This window comes from Weissella sp. LMG 11983 (assembly GCF_025908495.1).
GTDB lineage: Bacteria > Bacillota > Bacilli > Lactobacillales > Lactobacillaceae > Weissella > Weissella fermenti.
In genome coordinates this window covers 1564786-1584280 of record NZ_JAOZFD010000001.1, presented here as the reverse complement: position 1 = coordinate 1584280, position 19495 = coordinate 1564786, and the positions used below count along the sequence as shown (strand labels likewise).

Sequence of the window (19495 nt, the reverse complement as noted above, 5' to 3'; positions counted from 1 at the left end):
AACAAAAATGCCACTAGGTGGGAAATCTAGTGGCATTTTCGGATCAAGCCGATTGGGATGTCGGCGATCTATTTGTTATTTTTAAGGAGTAGGATTGTCTGCGATGGGATTCACAGACAAGGGAGTATGAGATATGTTGATTGCTATGGGTTTCACGTCTTAAGGGTTATCCCCTTTCGACATGATTAATAATAAAGCCGAAACCTTAACTCAGAAATAACTGTGGCTGAAAGTTAGCTTAATTTTGGGTATTGTCCGTACGCAAAGTGCTTCTCAACTTGGTTGCAAACAAAAACACCACTAGCTGGGATACTAGTGGCGTTTTCGGATCGAGCTGATTGGGCAATCAGCGATCTGTTCGTTATTTTAAGGAGTAGGAGTTCAAGATGTCATACTTGAACAGGAGTATGTTTTCATTGCTATGGGTTTCGCGTCGTAAGGGTTATCCCCTTTCGACATGATTAATAATATAGCCGGAACCTTAAAGAATTAATAACGTTGCCTGAACTGAGACTTAAATTTCGATTCTCCGTTTTGCCCAACAGAAAACGCCACCGGACGGGCAGTCCAGTGGCGTTTGACATCAGCAGATGGGCGTCTGCTAATTGTTTAAGGAGTAGGGTTTGTTCAAGGTGGGGCCTTGAACAGCATGAGTAGTTATTTGCTATGGGTTCGTTGAGGAGGTTCCCCCTCTCAACACCTGCCATATTAAGGCGTCAAACTTAAACGAGGTATAAGATTAGTCGCTTTTGTCGCCAAAAATTTTCATTCATTCAAATCACGCGTTAAGCAGTCGCTGCACCAACTTGCTCTGGGTAGACACCACCGTTTTCATCACGCCGTTCAAACAGTGCTGTCAGCGCTGTCTTAAGATAGGTTTCATCCCCATCATTCACCGCACGCCAAGTTGCCATACCACCATTCGACTTCATGACAATGTGGCCAGTATCTTCGTAAACGTCATGGTGGGCTTCGATGAAATAATCAAACGCCATCACTTCTGCGTCTTCATAACGCTTAATTACAGTTACCATCTTGAGCCCCTCTCGTAAGTTTTACTTTCATAAAGTAAATTATACCGTTTTTAACCCGCCTCTGCCTAGTTTTACACCCTATACGAAAAGAGCCGGTCTATTCAAACCGGCCCCTTTTAACAATTATGCAACTAATTCTTCCGTCGTGGTTTCAATCACATTAGCACCCAATGGCTTGCCGTAGATTGGCACACCATTAGTATCAACCAAGAAATCAAATGATGCCAACTCCGCCATCGCCGCCTTAACGCGGTCCGGCGTCAAATCCGGATCAAGGTTCACCATCTTCAAATGCACCTTCGCACCAGCAACCTTTGCAAACTTCCCCTCAAATACCAAATCCAACTTCTTCATGTTCACTACCTCCGATTACTCTGCCAAACCTGCATCATACGCATTCACTTCCGTTGCCGAAATTGACACGATTTCCGTTTCAACACCAAGGTTCACGATAACCTGACCAAGTTGACGCAGTTGTTCGTCCGTCGTGCCAACCTTTACATTGAACGTGCGGACGTATTCAGCTCCCGTCTCCGTTGCCTTCGTCACATATCGTACCTTCATTTGTCCCGTCATTTCGTCATTCCTCCAAATTCATTTAGGTGGCCACCTGTTTTTGTCGACACCTATACTAACGAAATGAGTGAGCCGTTTTGTCGCAAGAAAAAAGGACGACTTTTTCAAGCCGTCCAATTATGGTTATTGCCATGTCCCGATTGTGTCCAAAACACCATCATGATTATTATCTGAAACCGTTGGTGGGAACTCATCCAACAACGGCTGCGCTGCGTTGGTCATCGCAAATGGGTGGCCAACAAGGCGTAGCATCTCGATGTCATTACCACCATCCCCAAACGCTGCCATCTCTGCTGGTTCGATACCATAATAGGCACCAAGTTCCTGCAGGCCAACTGCCTTGTTGATGTTTGGCGCCACGATATCAATCATGCCGAAGCCTGACGTAGTCACGTGCGCGGTTCCAGCTAGCTCACGGTTCAGCTGAGCCATAAAGGCTTCCGCGTGTTCTTCTGGCCAGTTCACAATGATTTTCAAAACCGGTTCGGTAATTTCATCCAAACTGTCGATGAACATCAAATTAGGAAATTCGATCTCCATGTAGTGATAAAGCTCACCTTGTCCCTTATCAGAACGCATCATGTAGCCGTTGTTTGCGGTACTATAAACGTTTCCGTGGCCTGGTGATAATGGCGACTCAGCCACCGCTTTCATCGCGATTTCCATGTGTTCACGTGACAAACTGTGCAACGCCAGTTCCTTGTTATCCTTCGTGACAACTTGGCCCCCGTTTTACACGACGTAATCAAAGCGGCCTACGAACGGCGCCAAAAAATTATCCACCGTTGTACGACCATTACCCGTCGCTGCTACAAAATGATAATCGCGTTCATCCAAGTAATCCAGTAGCTTCGTAAATTTGTGTGCATTCACTTGTTGGTGCTTATCAAAGAAAGTGCCATCCAAGTCAACTGCAATTAGTTTTGGAAATGCCATCAAAAGTCCCCCAGTCTTTCTATGCTTTCCTCCGCTCCCTCAGTACTAGTATGACAAGAATGTTTGAATGATACAAGAAAGGGATACGCCGATTTGGCATATCCCTCAATCATTAACCCACGAAGACGTTCTTTCCCAAACTCAACATGTGTAGGTATTCTTCTGATTCACTTCCGATAATGAACGCTGCGTTACCTGACAAGATGGTCAACTTGCCTTCTTCTGAACGTTGGTAAACGCGATCAAAGATTTCTTCTTGTAGCTTAGGCTTATCACCAGCCAATTGCTCAAGGTTTTCAATAACCAATACTTCGTAACCGTCGTATGTGTCCTTGAACTTTTGCGTACCAACTTGACCACCACGCAAACCAGCCTCGTAGTCTTCTACAAATTGTTCAACGCCAGTCACATGAACTTGTGCATCCAACGCTTCCTTAATCATGCGCTCACGCATCTCGTAGCTTTCACCACGGACCAAAATCATGTTCAAGTGATCAGTGCCAGCAACCGCTGCCGCTGCGCGCTTGATTTGACCTGGCACATCGTGGATATCAACATCTTCTGTCTTCATTTCAAGCAAGTTAGACAAGGCTTCAATTTGTTGGTTCAAACCAGCCACCTGGGCCTTCAAATTCAAAATAACTTGCTCAATCGCTTCTTGGTGTGCAACATCAACCATAATTATTTCCTCCGTAGTCACGTTCTTTTGTACTTACATTTTACCATGCAAGCGCTTAATCTCTGAAGATTTAGCTCCTTTGTACAAAGTGGGCTATAATAACGTTACTAACTAAAAATCAGACGGATGGTAACCGCATGACTTATACCTACCTTTATGAACGTGAGCCCTTGTTCACCGATAATGATATCGATGGTTTCCTTGGCGCTGTCGAGTTGGATGCTGATATTCGCGACATCCCCTTCGACTTGGAGAAAACGCAACAATTAATTCGTGACCTGACCGCCCAATTGTCAGATGACACGCCAACTGCAATTGGGTTCTTTGCCACCTACCCAACTTATGGCCACTATGATGCCTTGGGTCGTGAAATTGACGTCACACTAGAAATCGCAGTTTCACGCTAAGACACCAGCCACCCTTTTTGTCACCGGAATTTGTATAATGAAGGCAACAATTAGGAAGAAAGGTGGTCCACGACTATGGGACTTTTCGGAAACAAAGATTTTTCATTGCCAATGACAGTCGGCGATATTCCAGCCGGGTTTGAAGCAATTCAAATCGTCACATCAATCGCTATGTCACCCACTGGCGCATTAGCTGATTTGGCCAAGGAAGCTGACAAGCTTGGCGCTGATGAAGTATTGAACGTTCGCTTGATGGGCGATGAAAATTACACCGCTTACGGCGATGCAGTTAAGAAAAATTAGTGATTTGTACACCTCAATCTTGGGGTGTATTTTTTTATTTACACGTACATACGATTGTCACGCGCGCGCCAGTTACCATTGGCAGCACTCACCCCGATTTTCTTAGCTAATCCCGCCCAGAAACGGATATCCGACAATGACGCAGCCCCCAGCACACTAGCCTCCGCATCATAAAAATCACTCATATCCAGTCCGTGATCACGAATAATCGGCAACACAAAATCACGTTGCATCGTCTTAAACGCCAACACTAGAATCAATCCGCTTGCAACTTTGGCATCAAATTCATTAAACGCGTCATATCTAATATCTTCAATTTCCCCTTCTAACATAGATGACAATCGTCCGTGCCAAATACGATATTCAGTCTGCTTATCTGCCATATGCATCTACCTCTTGGTGATTAAGTTAAACTTAATATAACACGGTTAGACTTAACTTTCAAACATGACATAATGCATCATTCTACATTTTCATAAAATCGTCACGGAAATTTGGTATCCTGGTTACAAACGAAGAAACACGGGGAATTTCTAATGCTTACTGAACACCAATTGATTGCTGAGCTTGCTCAAATTGCTGAAGCTAGTGAAAAGGTTGGCCAACGCACGCGCAACATTTACTTGGGTGCTGGTTGGTTCAATGAAGAACAACAAAACATCTTGATGCAAGGATACCAAGCATTGAAGGCTAACCCTACGATTAACGATATCTACGTGCCATTGTTGAACCAATACGGTGGTCAAGTTATCGAAGCGGATGGTGATTTCGAGCCGGACTTCGAATGGGGAACGATGACGTACAAGGCTGACATCACGGCAATGAACAACGCTGACTTGATTGTTGCCTTCATCGACGCTGCCGACCCTGATTCAGGTACGGCCTTCGAAATCGGCTACATGACGGCGTCAAACAAGCCTGCTATCTTGGTAACAGTTGGCGATCGCAACGAACACCCAGTTAACTTGATGTTGTCATACGGTGCCGTTTCAAACGTTGATTTGGAAACTGAAGGCTTTGAAGCTTTGGAAAAGTTCGACTTCACTAACATCTCAATGAAGAAGTGGGTTGGATCAATCTTGTAAGAACACGAAAACCAGAGGACCGCAATCCTCTGGTTTTTACTTTGCCAACGCAATTGAGACCCAAACTTTTTCGTCATCAATATTTGGCTTCACTTCTGCTTGTAATTTAACGCCACCGTCCATCAAGCGTGCCAAAATTTTGTTGTTATTCTTAGGCAAGTACCCTAGCTTTGTACCTTTATACAAAACCAAAATGGCATTTTCATCGTACACATTCGTTGGCTCACGAACCAAATCAACTTGGGGCGCTGCATCATCAACAATGCCATCTACAACGAGGCCATCGTAAATTGTCCGCTCTTTGTAGTTTAGTTATGCATAGCCAACAACCGGTAGCGTACGCAAATGAACTGTGTCTTCATAGATAACATCAATTGGCTTGTAGACAACATCCCCTAGCTCAATGCCAAATCCTGCCAACCACAGTTCCAACCACTTTTTAAAGTGGGCATACCCTTCCTGTTTTTCACCGCCACGCATATTTTGACTCTTGTCACCATCGTGAATCATCACGCGCCACCAAACATCGGCGTCGAATGCCCACGGCACTGATTGCCACTCAGCAACATTAGCCGGCAAATACACGTAGTTAATAAAATCTAGATACTGTTCTTCGGTCAAAACAACCGTACGCTCACTATACGGCCCGACAAAGCGTAGTAGCCCCTCACCAAGCACCGTTCTGAACAAACTAATTGTCGTTTCATCCCCATACTCACTGAACGTAATATCAATACCCTGAATCGTCGCATCAATTTCTGTCTCAAGTCTCATCTAAACACCCCCGAACACTACTGTTTTCGCAATCATACCATGGAACGCCCCTTTGCTGTAGTGCTTTACTTGCGTCATGAAAAAAACGCATGGGTTTTTATTTGCACTTTAATTGCTAAAAAAAAGCCCGCACGTTATAATAACCGTACAAGGCACATCCTAACCAGGAGGCCGGCATAATGAGTAAACTAGTCACCCGTGGATTTCCGGCAAGAAACTAACACGGGTTTTAGTTTACGCTATTTTCTGTCGTTGTGGTTTTGGTCGTAGAACCATAACGCAATAGTCCATGCTATTGCGAAAACTTGTAACCACTCAGAAACAGTCAAACTTCGGCGCCTCCTTTCTCACTGGATAAATTGTACGTCGCCATACGCATCACCACCTCTCGATCAAAGTCGCCGACCGTGCCCCAATTAAGTTAAAATTATTGTACCAACCGAAATCTAACTTTTATACACGGTTAAACATTTCTCATCATACAGATAAAACCTAGGCGTGACATAATCCCGCATTGCGAATGACATTCACTATTTTTTAAATTCAAGATCACTTAAATCACCAGACAAGTTCTGGTGATTTTTTACTTTTTTGCACAGAAAAAGGCGGCTACCTTGCGCGTTTAGGTAGCCGCCTTTTAGGTGTCGTAGATGTCTCAATAAAATGTTTTTATTGTCATTTACTCCACAGCATTTTGAATACTTATATTATACCTTATCCACCGTCAAAATAACATGAACATTTTTAGAACTAGGCCTTAATCAAGCGACGATAAATCACAACCGTCAAGAAATAATACGCTAAGTACAAGGCCAAAATGCCAATTAATGATGGCACGAAGCCAACGTATGGATCACTCAAAATTGCCTTGAACATATTCAATCCAAATACAACGTCGAGCAGTCCAATGATTAATGGAATAAAGAACAAGGTTCCCAAGTCCTTCGCAACCGTCATTGTCACTTGACGTTCGCTCGTTCCAATCATCGTTAGAATACGGTAACGACGCTTATCATCAGCAACACCAGACAACACCTTGAACATCAAAGTTGATGCCAACATTGCTAAGAAACCAATTCCCAAGAAAATTCCCATAAACTCAAAGCCGCCAAAGTAACTCTTTGCCAATGCGTAGAAACCGTATGATCCTGACAACTTTTGTACCGTTGAACCCAACGCCTTCGCTTCACGTTCAGCGTTCTTGACCAACACCGTTTCATTCTCGTGCAAGTCAGCGACCTTAACCAGTTCAGCCGACTTAACCGTTCCCTTCTCTGCTAACTCAGCCGCATTCGCAAGGACCACAGCCTTTGAATCGAATTGCACACCGTTGATTTGGTTTGCCAAGCCAATCAAGGTATCCGTCGTTGTGTCAGGGTTTTGAATCATCGCATCCCCAGACATCCACTTAACCTTTGGTGTGCTGTTCGGTACATTGTCATAAATCATCGTTGGGATGTGGTGCGCATTAATCTCATCCCCATCAAAATAAACAACTTTGTCAGCGCCCTTAACGTAGTGATAAGTTGCTTGCCACTTGACGTTCTTCAAATTCTTCACATCAGCGTTCGTTGTATAAGCTGCTGTGTAAGGCTGGCTAGATTGTGCTTGCTCTGGCAATGCACGATAGAAGCCTTGACCAACTGACATTGCCCCAAGTGCCAAACCGAAGATAACTGACAACACAGTCAACAAGCGTTGGTAATCAGGCAAGCGGAACATCAATTGCCCATTCAAGAATGAGCGCAACCCGCGACTGTTAAAGCGTGAGCCACGCAAGGCGTACGTCAACATCTTCAATGAACGACTCACAAAGAAGAACGTTCCCAAGACATTGATAATCAAAATCAAGATAAAGCCTGTGATACCCAAGCTCAACACATTTGGCATCATGGCATAACCGCCAATCAACAAGGCCAAACCAATTAAACCAAATAGCGGATCCAAAATCTTGCGACGCTTTGGTTGCTTAACCTGCTTGTCAGCCGTCAACAACGTCAACGTATCTTGGCGACTCAAACGGGCACTGTTGTAAAGGCCGTTCAAGAAGAACAAAGCCACAAAGAATGCTAACGTCACCAAGATGGCATGGAATGAGAAGCCTGTCCAGTGAGCAAGTTGCAAGCCCAACAAATCCATCAAGAATTGACCGCTGAATGATGTCAAACCGATTCCAGCCACAATTCCAATTACCGTTGAAATAATTCCTAATGCCAGTGTTTCTTGCATCAACATCATGCCAATTTGCTTACGCTTTGCCCCAAGCATTGACATCAACCCGTATTCAGCCTGACGCAGACGAAGCAAGAAGCCATTCGCAAAATTCAAATAGACAAACGTAATCAGTCCGAGTAAAAATTCACCAATCGTAAACACAAGGACGATAATGCCGGTTGTTGAGTTAGCTAGCAAAAATTCCTTGTTCAACGCAATCGCACTAAACATGTAGAAGATGGCTGCTGACACCATTAGGCCGACAAATAGTACGAGATAGTCACGCCACTTTGAGCGGAGTGACTTCATTGCAATAGAAAACATGGTTGTCCGCCCCCTTATTCAAAGTTACCTAGTTCAGACAACACGTAGTTGTAGAAGTCTTCGCGTGAACGATCATCGCGCGTCAACGTCTTGGTGATTTGTCCATCAGTCAAGAATAGAATGCGTGATGCGAATGATGCTGAGAACGGATCGTGCGTTACCATCACGATTGAAATATCACGTTCGTCATTAATCTTTGTTAGGTAGTTCATCATTTCGCGGGCATTTTCAGAATCAAGTGCGCCAGTTGGCTCGTCTCCAAAAATCAAGGCTGGCTCGTGAACCAAGGCACGGGCCGCCCCAACACGTTGTTGTTGTCCACCTGACAACTCAGCTGGGTACTTATTCAAGTACTCGCTGATGTGAAGCAAATCGGCCACCTTTTGGACCGCTGCCTTGATTTGGGCAGGCTTCGTCTTTTGCAAAGTTAGTGGTAACGCAATGTTTTCGCTGACCGTCAAACTTTCAATCAAGTTATAGCTTTGGAAAATGAATCCCATATCGCGCCCACGGAAGTTTGCGATTTCATCATCTGTCATGTGCAAAATATCTTTGTTGTTAATCATGACTTCACCAGTGGTTGGCTTCATCAAAGTAGAAAGCACGTTTAGCAACGTTGACTTTCCTGATCCTGAAGGTCCCATAATAGCCACGAATTCCCCCTGTGGCACCGTAAGTGACAAATCCTTAAGGACGTGCTGATCGACACCAGCCGCACTGGTATAAGTCTTGTTCAACTTGTTTGCAATTAATACCGGTTCTGTCATGTTATTAGCTCCCAATCTCATGTTTCATTCATGTTACAAACAATACTATACAACGTACAATATAAGATGTCAAAACAATATGTCAATTTCGATAAATTTCTCCAGTAAAAAAGACGTCGATCACTCGACGTCTCCTTGGTTTTTAGACTTCTGGCAACTTCAATTCTTCTGCCTTAATCAATTGCGTCTTTTGGATAAAGATCAACTTCATCAAGAAGGCAGCTGCTAGTGGTACTACAACAAAGGCAACTAACACGCGAACTGCCAAGGCACTACCAGTTGACTCTGTCATCGCTGTCAAAGGTCCGATAAAACCAGCCATACCAAATCCGGCTGAGAATGCCGTTCCTTCGACCATCATCAATGAAGCTACCCCACCTGAGATGGCTGCAGCAATCACGACTGGCAAGAAAAGCTTTGGTCGTGACAACAAGTTGGCCATTTGAATCTTAGGTGATCCCATGAAGTGCGCGATTGTCGCACCCCATGAGTTAACTGAGGCACCCATGACCGCCAACGTCAAACCAGCTGCTACGATACCAGCGTTGGCAGCGCCTGAACCGATACCAACCAAGCCGATGGCCGTTGCGATACCAACTGAAGACATTGGTGACACAATCAACAAGGCAAAGATGACCCCGAGCAAGATACCCATCACCAATGGCGCAGCGGCTGTCGCTGAGGCAACAACTTGACCAACGGCTGCTTGGACAGCAACCATGCCTGGCAACGTCATCAATCCAATCCCACCAGCAACAACCAAGACAATCAACGGCTCAAACACAACTCGCAATTGGCCAAGGACCTTGGTTGCCCCCATCGCAACCAAACCAGCCACCGCCGTTGTTAGCATCACGTTCAAGATAACACCTGATCCAGCCAAAGTGAAGGCACCGTCCTTAAACGTCGTGACCCCTGATCCAGCCAACGTAGCCAAGGCCATTGATGCCGTCTCCATCATCCCCAACTTCAACATCGTTCCTACGGCAAACGCCGCAATTAACGGCAATGCACTTTGCGCCAACGTGACCATCATCGCCAATGATGTGACTACCCCATTTTGTGGCAAGGCACCCAACAATTGGTTCACCAACGCAGCTGGTACCAAGGCAACCATAATTGCCAACGCATTACCGTTCAAAACGGCAAGCATGTATTGTTTCACATTATTCATAAGCATCCCCATCCTTATTCACTGACTTCTTGCACTTGTTGCATGTAATTCTGAATACGCGTCATCGCTTCTTGCAACTGCGCGTCGCTCGTTGCATAGCTCAAACGAATGTAGCCTTCCCCACCAGGTCCAAAGATAGAACCGGGAATCACCGCTACTGCTGCGTTTTCAGCCAAAGCCAACGCAAATTCACGGTCGTTTGTGTTATGCGTTGTTGGAATACCAGCGTAGACATAGAAGGCCCCATCTGGAACCGCCACATTAAAGCCGGCACGACGCATTTCGGCAACCACGTAATCACGACGCTTGCGATAAACTGACTTCATTTCCAATGTTGCGCGACGGCCAGCCTCGGTACCCAACGCCACCGTAGCAGCGGCCATTGCCGGGTTAGATGGTGTCGTCACCGTCATTTGGTGCACCATACCTACCGTACGCATTAACTCAGCTGGTCCAGCAATAAAGCCGATACGGTAACCCGTCATTGCGTGTGACTTTGATACCCCATTCAAGACCAACGTTTGTTCTGGCAAGTACGTGGCGATTGAGCGGTGCTCACTGTCATAAGCCAACTCTGAATAAATTTCATCAGCAATCACAATAATGTCGGTGTCAGCCAAAACGGCAGCCAACTCAAGCAATTGCTTAGATGAGTAGGCCACCCCAGTTGGATTACCAGGGTAGTTTAGGATAATCGCCTTAATCGCATCACCGTGCTCGGCAATCGCAGCTGACAACATCTCTGGTGTCAAAACGAAGTCCGTGGCACTTGTATCCAAGTGGACCGGCTCACCACCGTTCATCAATGTGATGGGGTCATACAATGGGAACGTTGGTGTTGGAATCAAAACCTTATCACCCGGGTTCAAGACGGCCGTCAATGAAGCATAGATGGCTTCCGTTGCCCCAACCGTCACGGCAATTTCTGTCATCGCATCGTATTGCAAGTCATATCGATCTGACAAGAAATGCGCTGCTGCTTGGCGTACGGCCACTGTCCCATTACCCGGTGCGTAGTGTGAAATCATTGTTGGCGATACTATCAATCGCTGCTTGCTTCACAACTTCAGGTGTATCAAAATCAGGCTCCCCCAACGTCAACTTGATGATGTCAGGAATTTGACTAACTTGCATATCAAATGCACGAATTTCATTTGGTTAAATCTTCTTCAAATCTTGATTCAAGCGATTAGCTAGTGTTGCTTTCATGTTTGGCATACCGAACTCCTTAAAATAAAAAACTGGGCGATTTCATTTCGAAACCACCCAGTAACCTCATAACCGATTGTTGTCCTAACAATTCAGGTTGTGTATTTGGTCCTGGGAAGTTTACCGCTATCCGAGAACCATGCAAAAATGCTTTTGGTTTGATTCGGATAGCTATCCAAAAAACCAAAAGTAATATGAGTTTGCAATTGTTGTCTTTGCACTAATCATCATTTTTGCTTCCCCTTACTTGTTATTGTTTATTATTCTAATGTATTTCTAATCTAAGTCAATAAAGAATTTAATTTAAGATGTGAACGGTGTGTGAAGAACGATGTTAGTGGTGTGTGTCGTCGCTATCGCGCCGAGTGCTTGGCCCCTTCTAGGGCACGCTAACACGCACTGACCATGACCAGCAGGGAGCGGAGTCCACGCCGTTGGCGCGTGCTCCTTTACCTCCCGTGGCTCTAAGCGGCAAACCCGCTAAGAGCCACACCTGCGGGTCAAGGTCAGTACGTGTCTATACGCGTGGCGGGGCCAAGCACAGCAGCCAAGCAATACTCTAATTGTTTGATTCTCATCCACCTTGAAACCACTGGGTCAACTGTTCACCCATTTATTTTGCGGTGGATGATTATCTCAGATAGACTAGAACATCTCGGTTGCTGGCATGAGGGCTGGGGACTATCGGAGCGTTCAAAATGGGGCAACATGCCGCATGGCCAGCGCTATTCAGATAAGCCCACACAGGACTAAAAGGATTAGGGGGAATTATTTGCCCCGCTGAATGGCGTCTGCGCCATTCGGTTGCCCCAGTTTGAACTTTGCCGGAGATAGTCCCCAGCCCTCATGACTCGACGCAACGCGTCGACACAAACCAAAAACTAAAATAACTGCATTAAAAAACGCGCCGTATATCTACGGCGCGCTGTACAACTGGTTGTACAAGATAGTCATTAGCGTAACTACCACGGGGAATAACTATAGTATATAGACACCCTTTTTATTTTGCTAATAATATGTCTCGAAACCAGGATTTAATTTTCTAGATGTTCAATGCCAAGGCAATCAAGGCCAACAATGCTGGCAATCCCTGTACAAAAATAATCTTGCGTGCTGCCGTCAAACTACCATACGCGGCCACAATCACAATGTACATCATCTCCAACTTCAACATGATGTCTTGTGCTGATCCGTGAATGACTACCAACGTCAACAAAATCAACACACCAAACATCCCGTTGTAAATTCCTTGGTTACCCAACAATGAGCGTACTTCAGGCATCTTCGTGATGTTTTCGTCTAGTTCAAATGTCTCGGCTTGCTTTGCTGGCTTACCAAACATTTCCAATCCCATAATGTACAAGGCTTCAAGAGCGACAAGTACCGTCAAAATCGTTCCTACCATCGTATAAATCTCCCAATAAATCTATTCCATATAATCTCACTAGTTCAATAGTCTATCATGTTGTGTCGCAAATGAAAAACGCAGTGCCCCATATGTGAGACACTGCGTTCAGTTTATTAAAGATTTACACCGTTAGATGCGATAACTTGCTTGTACCAGTCGAATGACTTCTTCTTTGAACGGTTAAACGTTCCTGATCCATCGTTGTTCTTATCAACGTAAATCATACCGTAACGCTTCGTCATTTGACCCGTTGAAGCGGCAACCAAGTCGATAACACCCCAGGCAATGAAGCCCATTAGTGGCACACCGTCAGCGATTTCGTCGGCCATTGCGTTGATGTGGTCACGGAAATAGTCGATGCGGTAATCGTCATTGATTGACCCGTCAGCTTCAACAATGTCTTCAGCACCCAAACCGTTTTCAACCAAGAACAACGGCTTTTGGTAGCGGTCATACAATTGGTTCATCGTGATACGCAAACCAAGTGGGTCGATTACCCAACCCCACTTGCTTGTTGGCAAGTATGGGTTCTTGGCTGACTTAACCACGTTTCCTTCGTTTGCCACCAACTCATCCAAGTTGTGAGCTGATGTACGTGATGCGTAGTAACTGAATGACACGAAATCAACCGTGTTCTTCAAGATTTCTTCGTCACCCTCAGCCATTTCGATTGCGTCAACGCCCTTAGACTTCAACAAGCTCTTCATGTATGAAGGGTAGTAACCACGCGCTTGCACGTCGATGAAGAACGTGTTGTCGTGATCATCAAGCATTGATTGCCAAACATCTTCTGGCTTACTTGTGTATGGGTAGAAGCTTCCGCCGGCAATCATGCAACCAACTTGTGCTTCAGGCAACATTTCGTGAATCATCTTAACCGTCAATGCGCTGGCAACCAACACGTGGTGGGCAGCTTGGTACGTCACTTGCTTTTGGTTTTCACCCTCTTGGAAGGCCAACCCAGCACCAGAGAATGGGCTGTGCAAGATGATGTTGATTTCGTTAAATGTAATCCAGTACTTAACCAAGTCACCGAACTCTTCGAAACATGTCTTGGCATAACGCGTGAAGAACGTAATCATGTCGCGGCTGCGCCATGAACCGTAGCCTTCCACCAAGCCCATTGGCACATCGAAGTGCGCCAACGTTACCAAGACTTCCATTCCGTGCTCACGGCAAGTTTCAAACAATGAACGGTAGAATGCAATTCCTTCAGCGTTAGGTGTCGTTTCGTCACCATTTGGATACAAACGGCTCCATGAAATTGAAGTACGGAAGACCTTCAATCCCATCTCGGCCAACATGGCGATGTCTTCCTTGTAGCGGTGGTAAAAATCGATACCGGTGTGACTTGGGTAGTAAAGCGTGTCATCCAATTCAGGATGCGCAACTTGTCCCAACTTTACTGGCATACGCTTTTCGCCGATTGGCAACATGTCAATGTTACTTGTGCCACGGCCACCTTCGTGCCAAGCACCTTCAGTTTGGTTGGCTGCAATTGCGCCACCCCACAAAAAGTTTTCTGGAAATACATTCTTAGTCATCTAACCAGTTCCCCTTAATTCTCTTAATCTCTCTTTATGCCAATGATGCGTCAGCTGCAACAGCAGTTTGTGCATCGTCTTCCTTCTCGTGGTGGAAGACTTCCATGACATGATCCTTGAATGAAACGTTACCAGGTTCTACTGGTGTAACATCCTTAAATTCGTCTGTGTTCGTAATAACAACAACCGTCGTCGTAGGCATACCGGCAGCCTTGATAGCGTCCAAGTCAGCTTGCAACAATTCAGTTCCAACTTCAACACGGTCACCAGCTGCAACCAATGCTTCAAATGGCTCACCGTTTAGTGAAACCGTATCCAAACCAACGTGAATCAAAACTTCCATACCGTGATCATCAGTCAAACCGATAGCGTGCTTCGTTGGGAAGACCGTCGTAACCGTTCCAGCAATTGGTGAAACAACCTTACCGTCAACTGGCTCGATTGCCATACCCTTACCTAGCAAGCCCTTTGAGAAGACCTCATCAGCAACATCATGCAAGCCCATAACAGCACCCTTCATAGGAGCCATCAACTTAACGCTAGCTGGCGTAACCATATCAGCTTCATCATCCTCAACTGGGATATCTTCGAAGCCAAGAATCAACGTCAATGCGAATGACACAACAACTGAGATTGCCATAACTGCTGCAATCCACAAAATGCTTGTTGGGTTGTCCTTATCAATAAATTGAACTGACGTGAACAAACCAGGTGCAGCCATTGAGTGTGATGCCAAGCCGGCCAAGCCAGCCACGGCACCTGCGATAAATCCAGTAATAACTGAAGCAATCATTGGTCGCTTCAAACGAATTGCCACACCGTACAAAGCTGGCTCAGTGATACCAGCAATCAAAGCTGATGAAGCAGCTGCCAAGGCAGTTTGACGCAATTCGCGGTTCTTTGTCTTAAAGGCAACGGCCAATGAGACACCACCAAGTGACATGTTGGCACCGATTTCAGAAGGCATAACCATGGCTTCTGAACCAGTCTCAGCAATCGTCGTCACAATCGTTGGCGTGAACACACGGTGCATTCCCGTCATAACCAACAAAGGCCAGATAGCACCAACAATCGCAACAGCCAACCAACCTAGCTTACCGTGGATACCGTAAACAACAGCTGAGATACCGTTACCAAGCCAAACACCAGCAGGTCCGACGATTGAGATTGCGATGACCGCACCAACCAACAAGATCAACATTGGCTTCAAGAAGTTCTTCGTTACAAGTGGTGTGATGCGATCAACACCAGCTTCGATGTAACGTAGCAACCATGACATAACGATGGCTGGAATAATCGTGTACGTGTACTTAACTGACGTGATTGGCAACATTGCCAACGTTACGGCTTGCCCTTCAGCAGCCTTAGCCATCAAGTCCATGAACACTGGGTGCACCATCAAACCAGCGATGGCAACAGCCAAGTACGTGTTCGTACCAAACTTCTTTGATGCTGAAACAGCAACCAAGATTGGCAAGAAGAAGAATGCCGCATCACCAATCGTGTTCAACAAAACGTACGTTGAGTTCGTTTCACCAACAACACCCGTCATTAGCAACAACATTGCCAACAACTTAACCATTGATCCACCGATGATGGCTGGAATCAAAGGCGTCATTGTTCCGATAATGGCATCCAAAATCGTCATACCGACGCGCTTCAACGTCCACTTTTGCTTTGGTTGTTCGCTGGCATCGACCGTAGCCCCACCATCAACACCAAGTGCCAAAATCTCCTTGTAAGCAGCAGCCACGTTGTTACCAATAATGATTTGGTATTGACCACCTTGCTTAACCAATCCCATAACACCTGGGATGTTCTTTACAGTTTCATCACTAGCCTTTGCTTCATCTTTCAAAATAAAGCGCAAACGCGTCATGCAGTGCGTTAGATTAGTAACGTTTCCTACGCCGCCGACAGCATCAACCACGCTGCTAGCAAGCTTCTTAAAATCTTGAGCCATTAGCTTTCACCTCAAATATATCCTTAAACATCTTTATTACTTAACTAATGTTAGCGTTTACATTTAGTCAAATTTAGGGCTAAATATGACCAAAATATGAAACCGCTTACTATTGACTAGGATTTATTTCTGTGCTTTCAATGAACTTGCAGGTTTGTGTTATGTAACTGTCATGAAAAGGTTGGTAGTGGTTAGTGTCTGGTAGATAATCATCTTAGGCAGGCTAGAACATCTCGACTGCTGGCATGAGGACTGGGGACTATCGGAGCGTTCAAACTGGGGCAACATGCCGCATGGCCGGCGCTATTCAGACAAGCCCTCACAGAATCAGAAGGATTAGGGGGAATTATTTGCCCCGCTGAATGGCGTCCGCGCCATTCGGTTGCCCCAGTTTGAACTTTGACGGAGATAGTCCCCAGTCCCCAGTCCTCATGCCTCGACGCAACGCGTCGACACTAACCACAAACTAATTAACGACATAAATAAAAGCCATACTGCGTATCCGCAATATGGCTTTAGGTTATGGTTGACGACCCACAAAATATTTTTGATTGTGAAAGCGTTGATGTTGATAAAGAGTCGTCGCATCACCCTCTTGCTGCTCGAAGTTTCTGAAGAGAAATTATATCGTTCTAGTGTTTTCTGAAGGAGAAGAGTTTTCAGCTAGTTTTAGATATTGAACGATGTTTTCAAGCAGCAAGAGTGAGATATGACGGCGTGATACCAACTAGGGCCCCATCCCTACTTCGCTTTTAAATTAATGTCTACCAAATGTTACGTTCCCCCGTGTCTTTAACACATTTATTATTGTAAGCGGTTTCAAAGCAAATGTAAACCCTTTCATTAGATTTAATTTTTCAATTCACGACAAAAAAACAGCAAATCTCGTAAAAACGAGACTTGCTGTTTAAGATGATTATTTCAGTGAGATTTGATTTGAAAGTCTAATTTAATGGTGTACTATTCCATGTTAGAGTGCGTTGACTTGGCCGTATCGTTTGAGACGTGGTCGCGGCGGCTAATCATCAACGTCAAAATATCCAACGTTACGTGAACACTTTGATCAAACAACGTGCTCAACAATTGGATTGACTTCACACCGTCCCCAGCCTTGGTTGCACCAGGGACGATGATTGCGGCTTCACCCAACGTAGCCAATGGTGACGTTGGGTTAGACGTTACACCGATAACGTGAACGCCGTTGTCGGCTGCCTTTTGGGCAGGGCCAACAACTGAACCCGTCGTTCCTGAACCAGAAACGGCAACCAAGACATCCCCTTCAGCGATTGATGGCGTAATCGTTTCACCGATGACGAACACCGTGTAACCGATGTGCATCAAGCGCATTGCGAATCCCTTCGCCATCAAGCCTGAACGGCCGGCACCCAAAACAAAGATACGCTTGTCCTTCGTGACAATCTTTTCAGCCGCAACCAATTGGCTTTCGTCAACTTGCGTCATCACTTCTTGAATTTCTGACAATACTTCATTTACCAAAGACATTATAGAGCCTCCTTAAATTCACGACCGGCTGCAACTGGATCAGCTGCACCGGCAATCTTACCCCCAACGATTGCAATTTCTGCAATACCGTCAGCTGACAACTTCTTCACTTGATCCAAGTCAATCCCACCGGCAACCGCAATGCGCTTAGCAGCTGGGAATTGCTCGTGGAAGTGCTTAACTGAACCAGCAGCATCAAAGTTTGATGCGTTATCGTGTGAGTGGTGCAAGCCAAAGATAGCGTGTTCGAACGTCATCAATGGGGCGATTTCTTCGTCCGTCATGTTCAACAAATCGATTAACATCGTCTTGCCAGCCTTTTCAGTGACGTCATAAACAGCACTGATTGTAGACAAGTCAGCTGAACCCATAACCGTCAAAATGTCGGCATTGGCTTCAAAGCCCTTGTTAAACTCGTAAACACCTTCGTCGATGGCCTTCAAGTCCATCAACAATTCTGATTGCTTAATTTCTGCCTTGATATCTGACAAAGCAATCAAACCGTAGTCCTTTACCAAAGACGTTCCCAACTCAATCACATCAGCAATGCCATCCAGGTCCTTTGCCAACGTGATAGCGTGTGCCAATGACACACGATCAATTGCGACTTGTAACTTCATTAGTCTTCACTCACTCCTTCTGCTTCATAAAACGCCTTAAGTTGCTCAGGCGTTGGGTAACCATCATTGTCACCTGGTGTTTGCACTTGCAATGCACCAACGGCGTTACCGCGCATCGCTGCTGAACGCAATGACTTGTCTTCCAACAAAGCCGTAATAACACCGAGTGCGAACCCGTCACCAGCACCCACTGTATCAACAACATTGTTGACCTTAAAACCAGGTACCATGAAGCCTTCTGCATCACGCGTTTGAACATATGCACCAGCAGGCCCAACCTTCACGATGACAACCTTCGTACGGTCGCTTTGGTTCAAGTAGAAGTCCGCAATATCCTTAGGGTCTTCACTACCCATTAAGATCTTACCTTCATTCATACCTGGCAAAATAATGTCGGCTGACTTAGCAAACTCGTTGATTTCACGAATCATGCGGGCATCGTCATTCCATAGGGCTGGACGCAAATTAGGATCAAACGTAATCAACTTGTCAGCCGCTACCAAACGGTCCATCAAATGACGGAAAGCTTGGTTTGATGTTTCTGACAAAGCTGGGAAGATACCTGACATGTGGGCAATTTTCACATCGTCCAACTTAACGTCATCCAACACATCAGCTGACAAATGAGCAGCGGCTGAACCCGTTCGGTAGTTAAACGTTTGTGGGTCACCAGTCGTCACCATTTGCTTCAATTGGAAACCGGTCCAGTTGTCAGCGTCTTCTGTAACGAACGTCGTCCCAACACCGTGTTCCAAGATTTGCTTCTTGGCGTAACCACCTAGTGGATCGGCACCCAAACGGCTCACGTATTCCGTCGTGTGGCCCAAACGTTGCACACCGATGGCAACATTAAGTTCTGCTCCACCCAACAACTTAAAGTAGTTAATTGTGTCAACCAAGCTGGCGTCCGCGTCCTTAGACATGAACGTTACCACTGGCTCACCAATCGTTAGAAATTCACTCATGATTATAATC

General features: G+C 45.6%; 19 protein-coding genes and 2 pseudogenes. 3 read left to right on the top strand and 18 right to left on the bottom strand.

Annotated elements, in window-relative coordinates; all coding sequences use genetic code 11:
• Positions 1 to 785: 785 nt before the first annotated feature.
• The 5 genes and pseudogenes from OIT45_RS07945 to OIT45_RS07925 form a co-directional block, all read right to left on the bottom strand.
• Entirely contained in the window at positions 786 to 1034 is a 249-nt protein-coding gene (locus OIT45_RS07945) for a hypothetical protein (RefSeq protein ID WP_135798320.1), read from the bottom strand.
• A 123-nt stretch (positions 1035 to 1157) separates the two neighbouring features.
• Entirely contained in the window at positions 1158 to 1388 is a 231-nt protein-coding gene (locus OIT45_RS07940) for a DUF2922 domain-containing protein (protein WP_135798321.1), read from the bottom strand.
• 15 nt (positions 1389 to 1403) lie between these two features.
• Positions 1404 to 1610, bottom strand: coding sequence for a hypothetical protein (locus tag OIT45_RS07935; protein ID WP_135798322.1), 207 nt, complete (start codon positions 1608 to 1610; stop codon positions 1404 to 1406).
• Positions 1611 to 1733: 123 nt separating this feature from the next.
• Positions 1734 to 2546, bottom strand: a pseudogene (locus OIT45_RS07930) (Cof-type HAD-IIB family hydrolase).
• Positions 2547 to 2658: 112 nt separating this feature from the next.
• Positions 2659 to 3225: a hypothetical protein gene (locus OIT45_RS07925; protein ID WP_135798324.1), complete on the bottom strand. Its 567-nt coding sequence runs from the start codon at positions 3223 to 3225 to the stop codon at positions 2659 to 2661.
• A 137-nt stretch (positions 3226 to 3362) separates the two neighbouring features.
• Here OIT45_RS07925 and OIT45_RS07920 point away from each other — a divergent pair, with 137 nt between their 5' ends.
• Positions 3363 to 3632, top strand: a complete 270-nt coding sequence (locus OIT45_RS07920) for a hypothetical protein (protein ID WP_199404372.1) — start codon at positions 3363 to 3365, stop codon at positions 3630 to 3632.
• A 75-nt stretch (positions 3633 to 3707) separates the two neighbouring features.
• Entirely contained in the window at positions 3708 to 3935 is a 228-nt protein-coding gene (locus tag OIT45_RS07915) for a hypothetical protein (RefSeq protein ID WP_003608951.1), read from the top strand.
• Between the two features lie 38 nt (positions 3936 to 3973).
• Here the strand turns inward: OIT45_RS07915 and OIT45_RS07910 are convergent, their stop codons facing one another.
• Positions 3974 to 4318: a hypothetical protein gene (locus OIT45_RS07910; protein WP_199404371.1), complete on the bottom strand. Its 345-nt coding sequence runs from the start codon at positions 4316 to 4318 to the stop codon at positions 3974 to 3976.
• Between the two features lie 153 nt (positions 4319 to 4471).
• Between OIT45_RS07910 and OIT45_RS07905 the strand changes: the two genes are divergently transcribed.
• Positions 4472 to 5020 carry a nucleoside 2-deoxyribosyltransferase gene (locus OIT45_RS07905; RefSeq protein ID WP_199404370.1) on the top strand — a complete coding sequence of 183 codons (549 nt, stop codon included), beginning with the start codon at positions 4472 to 4474 and terminating at the stop codon, positions 5018 to 5020.
• Positions 5021 to 5056: 36 nt separating this feature from the next.
• Here OIT45_RS07905 and OIT45_RS07900 read toward each other — a convergent pair whose 3' ends face one another.
• From OIT45_RS07900 to OIT45_RS07845, 12 genes and pseudogenes are all read right to left on the bottom strand, one after another.
• The gene (locus OIT45_RS07900; RefSeq protein ID WP_264330079.1) at positions 5057 to 5254 is read right to left on the bottom strand and encodes an HIRAN domain-containing protein; all 198 of its coding nucleotides are present in this window, start codon (positions 5252 to 5254) and stop codon (positions 5057 to 5059) included.
• Between the two features lie 78 nt (positions 5255 to 5332).
• Positions 5333 to 5794, bottom strand: coding sequence for a hypothetical protein (locus tag OIT45_RS07895; protein WP_199404368.1), 462 nt, complete (start codon positions 5792 to 5794; stop codon positions 5333 to 5335).
• A gap of 750 nt (positions 5795 to 6544) precedes the next feature.
• Positions 6545 to 8332, bottom strand: a complete 1788-nt coding sequence (locus OIT45_RS07890; protein WP_199404367.1) for an FtsX-like permease family protein — start codon at positions 8330 to 8332, stop codon at positions 6545 to 6547.
• A gap of 14 nt (positions 8333 to 8346) precedes the next feature.
• The gene (locus OIT45_RS07885) at positions 8347 to 9099 is read right to left on the bottom strand and encodes an ABC transporter ATP-binding protein (RefSeq protein WP_056973159.1); all 753 of its coding nucleotides are present in this window, start codon (positions 9097 to 9099) and stop codon (positions 8347 to 8349) included.
• A gap of 142 nt (positions 9100 to 9241) precedes the next feature.
• On the bottom strand, positions 9242 to 10273 hold the full coding sequence (locus OIT45_RS07880) for a PTS sugar transporter subunit IIC (RefSeq protein WP_242458273.1): 1032 nt from the start codon (positions 10271 to 10273) through the stop codon (positions 9242 to 9244).
• Positions 10274 to 10287: 14 nt separating this feature from the next.
• A pseudogene (locus OIT45_RS07875) lies at positions 10288 to 11407 on the bottom strand (aminotransferase class I/II-fold pyridoxal phosphate-dependent enzyme).
• A 1117-nt stretch (positions 11408 to 12524) separates the two neighbouring features.
• On the bottom strand, positions 12525 to 12887 hold the full coding sequence (locus tag OIT45_RS07870) for a DUF1304 domain-containing protein (protein WP_199404364.1): 363 nt from the start codon (positions 12885 to 12887) through the stop codon (positions 12525 to 12527).
• A gap of 116 nt (positions 12888 to 13003) precedes the next feature.
• On the bottom strand, positions 13004 to 14434 hold the full coding sequence (gene ascB, locus OIT45_RS07865) for a 6-phospho-beta-glucosidase (RefSeq protein ID WP_264339983.1): 1431 nt from the start codon (positions 14432 to 14434) through the stop codon (positions 13004 to 13006).
• A gap of 34 nt (positions 14435 to 14468) precedes the next feature.
• Positions 14469 to 16397: a PTS cellobiose/arbutin/salicin transporter subunit IIBC gene (ascF, locus tag OIT45_RS07860; RefSeq protein WP_199404362.1), complete on the bottom strand. Its 1929-nt coding sequence runs from the start codon at positions 16395 to 16397 to the stop codon at positions 14469 to 14471.
• 960 nt (positions 16398 to 17357) lie between these two features.
• Complete coding sequence (gene hxlB, locus OIT45_RS07855) at positions 17358 to 17900, bottom strand: 6-phospho-3-hexuloisomerase (protein WP_199404361.1); 543 nt, start codon at positions 17898 to 17900, stop codon at positions 17358 to 17360.
• Positions 17900 to 18520, bottom strand: coding sequence for an orotidine 5'-phosphate decarboxylase / HUMPS family protein (locus tag OIT45_RS07850; RefSeq protein WP_003608978.1), 621 nt, complete (start codon positions 18518 to 18520; stop codon positions 17900 to 17902). Before OIT45_RS07850 ends, hxlB begins: the two co-directional genes overlap by 1 nt.
• Positions 18520 to 19485, bottom strand: coding sequence for a sugar kinase (locus OIT45_RS07845; RefSeq protein WP_199404360.1), 966 nt, complete (start codon positions 19483 to 19485; stop codon positions 18520 to 18522). Before OIT45_RS07845 ends, OIT45_RS07850 begins: the two co-directional genes overlap by 1 nt.
• Positions 19486 to 19495: the final 10 nt, after the last annotated feature.

Bases quoted from the DNA above. Each gene is read 5' to 3' on its own strand.
- OIT45_RS07945 (WP_135798320.1), bottom strand. From the start codon at position 1,034: ATGGTAACTGTAATTAAGCGTTATGAAGACGCAGAAGTGATGGCGTTT.
- OIT45_RS07940 (WP_135798321.1), bottom strand. From the start codon at position 1,388: ATGAAGAAGTTGGATTTGGTATTTGAGGGGAAGTTTGCAAAGGTTGCT.
- OIT45_RS07935 (WP_135798322.1), bottom strand. From the start codon at position 1,610: ATGACGGGACAAATGAAGGTACGATATGTGACGAAGGCAACGGAGACG.
- OIT45_RS07925 (WP_135798324.1), bottom strand. From the start codon at position 3,225: ATGGTTGATGTTGCACACCAAGAAGCGATTGAGCAAGTTATTTTGAAT.
- OIT45_RS07920 (WP_199404372.1), top strand. From the start codon at position 3,363: ATGACTTATACCTACCTTTATGAACGTGAGCCCTTGTTCACCGATAAT.
- OIT45_RS07915 (WP_003608951.1), top strand. From the start codon at position 3,708: ATGGGACTTTTCGGAAACAAAGATTTTTCATTGCCAATGACAGTCGGC.
- OIT45_RS07910 (WP_199404371.1), bottom strand. From the start codon at position 4,318: ATGGCAGATAAGCAGACTGAATATCGTATTTGGCACGGACGATTGTCA.
- OIT45_RS07905 (WP_199404370.1), top strand. From the start codon at position 4,472: ATGCTTACTGAACACCAATTGATTGCTGAGCTTGCTCAAATTGCTGAA.
- OIT45_RS07895 (WP_199404368.1), bottom strand. From the start codon at position 5,794: ATGAGACTTGAGACAGAAATTGATGCGACGATTCAGGGTATTGATATT.
- OIT45_RS07890 (WP_199404367.1), bottom strand. From the start codon at position 8,332: ATGTTTTCTATTGCAATGAAGTCACTCCGCTCAAAGTGGCGTGACTAT.
- OIT45_RS07885 (WP_056973159.1), bottom strand. From the start codon at position 9,099: ATGACAGAACCGGTATTAATTGCAAACAAGTTGAACAAGACTTATACC.
- OIT45_RS07880 (WP_242458273.1), bottom strand. From the start codon at position 10,273: ATGAATAATGTGAAACAATACATGCTTGCCGTTTTGAACGGTAATGCG.
- OIT45_RS07870 (WP_199404364.1), bottom strand. From the start codon at position 12,887: ATGGTAGGAACGATTTTGACGGTACTTGTCGCTCTTGAAGCCTTGTAC.
- ascB (WP_264339983.1), bottom strand. From the start codon at position 14,434: ATGACTAAGAATGTATTTCCAGAAAACTTTTTGTGGGGTGGCGCAATT.
- ascF (WP_199404362.1), bottom strand. From the start codon at position 16,397: ATGGCTCAAGATTTTAAGAAGCTTGCTAGCAGCGTGGTTGATGCTGTC.
- hxlB (WP_199404361.1), bottom strand. From the start codon at position 17,900: ATGTCTTTGGTAAATGAAGTATTGTCAGAAATTCAAGAAGTGATGACG.
- OIT45_RS07850 (WP_003608978.1), bottom strand. From the start codon at position 18,520: ATGAAGTTACAAGTCGCAATTGATCGTGTGTCATTGGCACACGCTATC.
- OIT45_RS07845 (WP_199404360.1), bottom strand. From the start codon at position 19,485: ATGAGTGAATTTCTAACGATTGGTGAGCCAGTGGTAACGTTCATGTCT.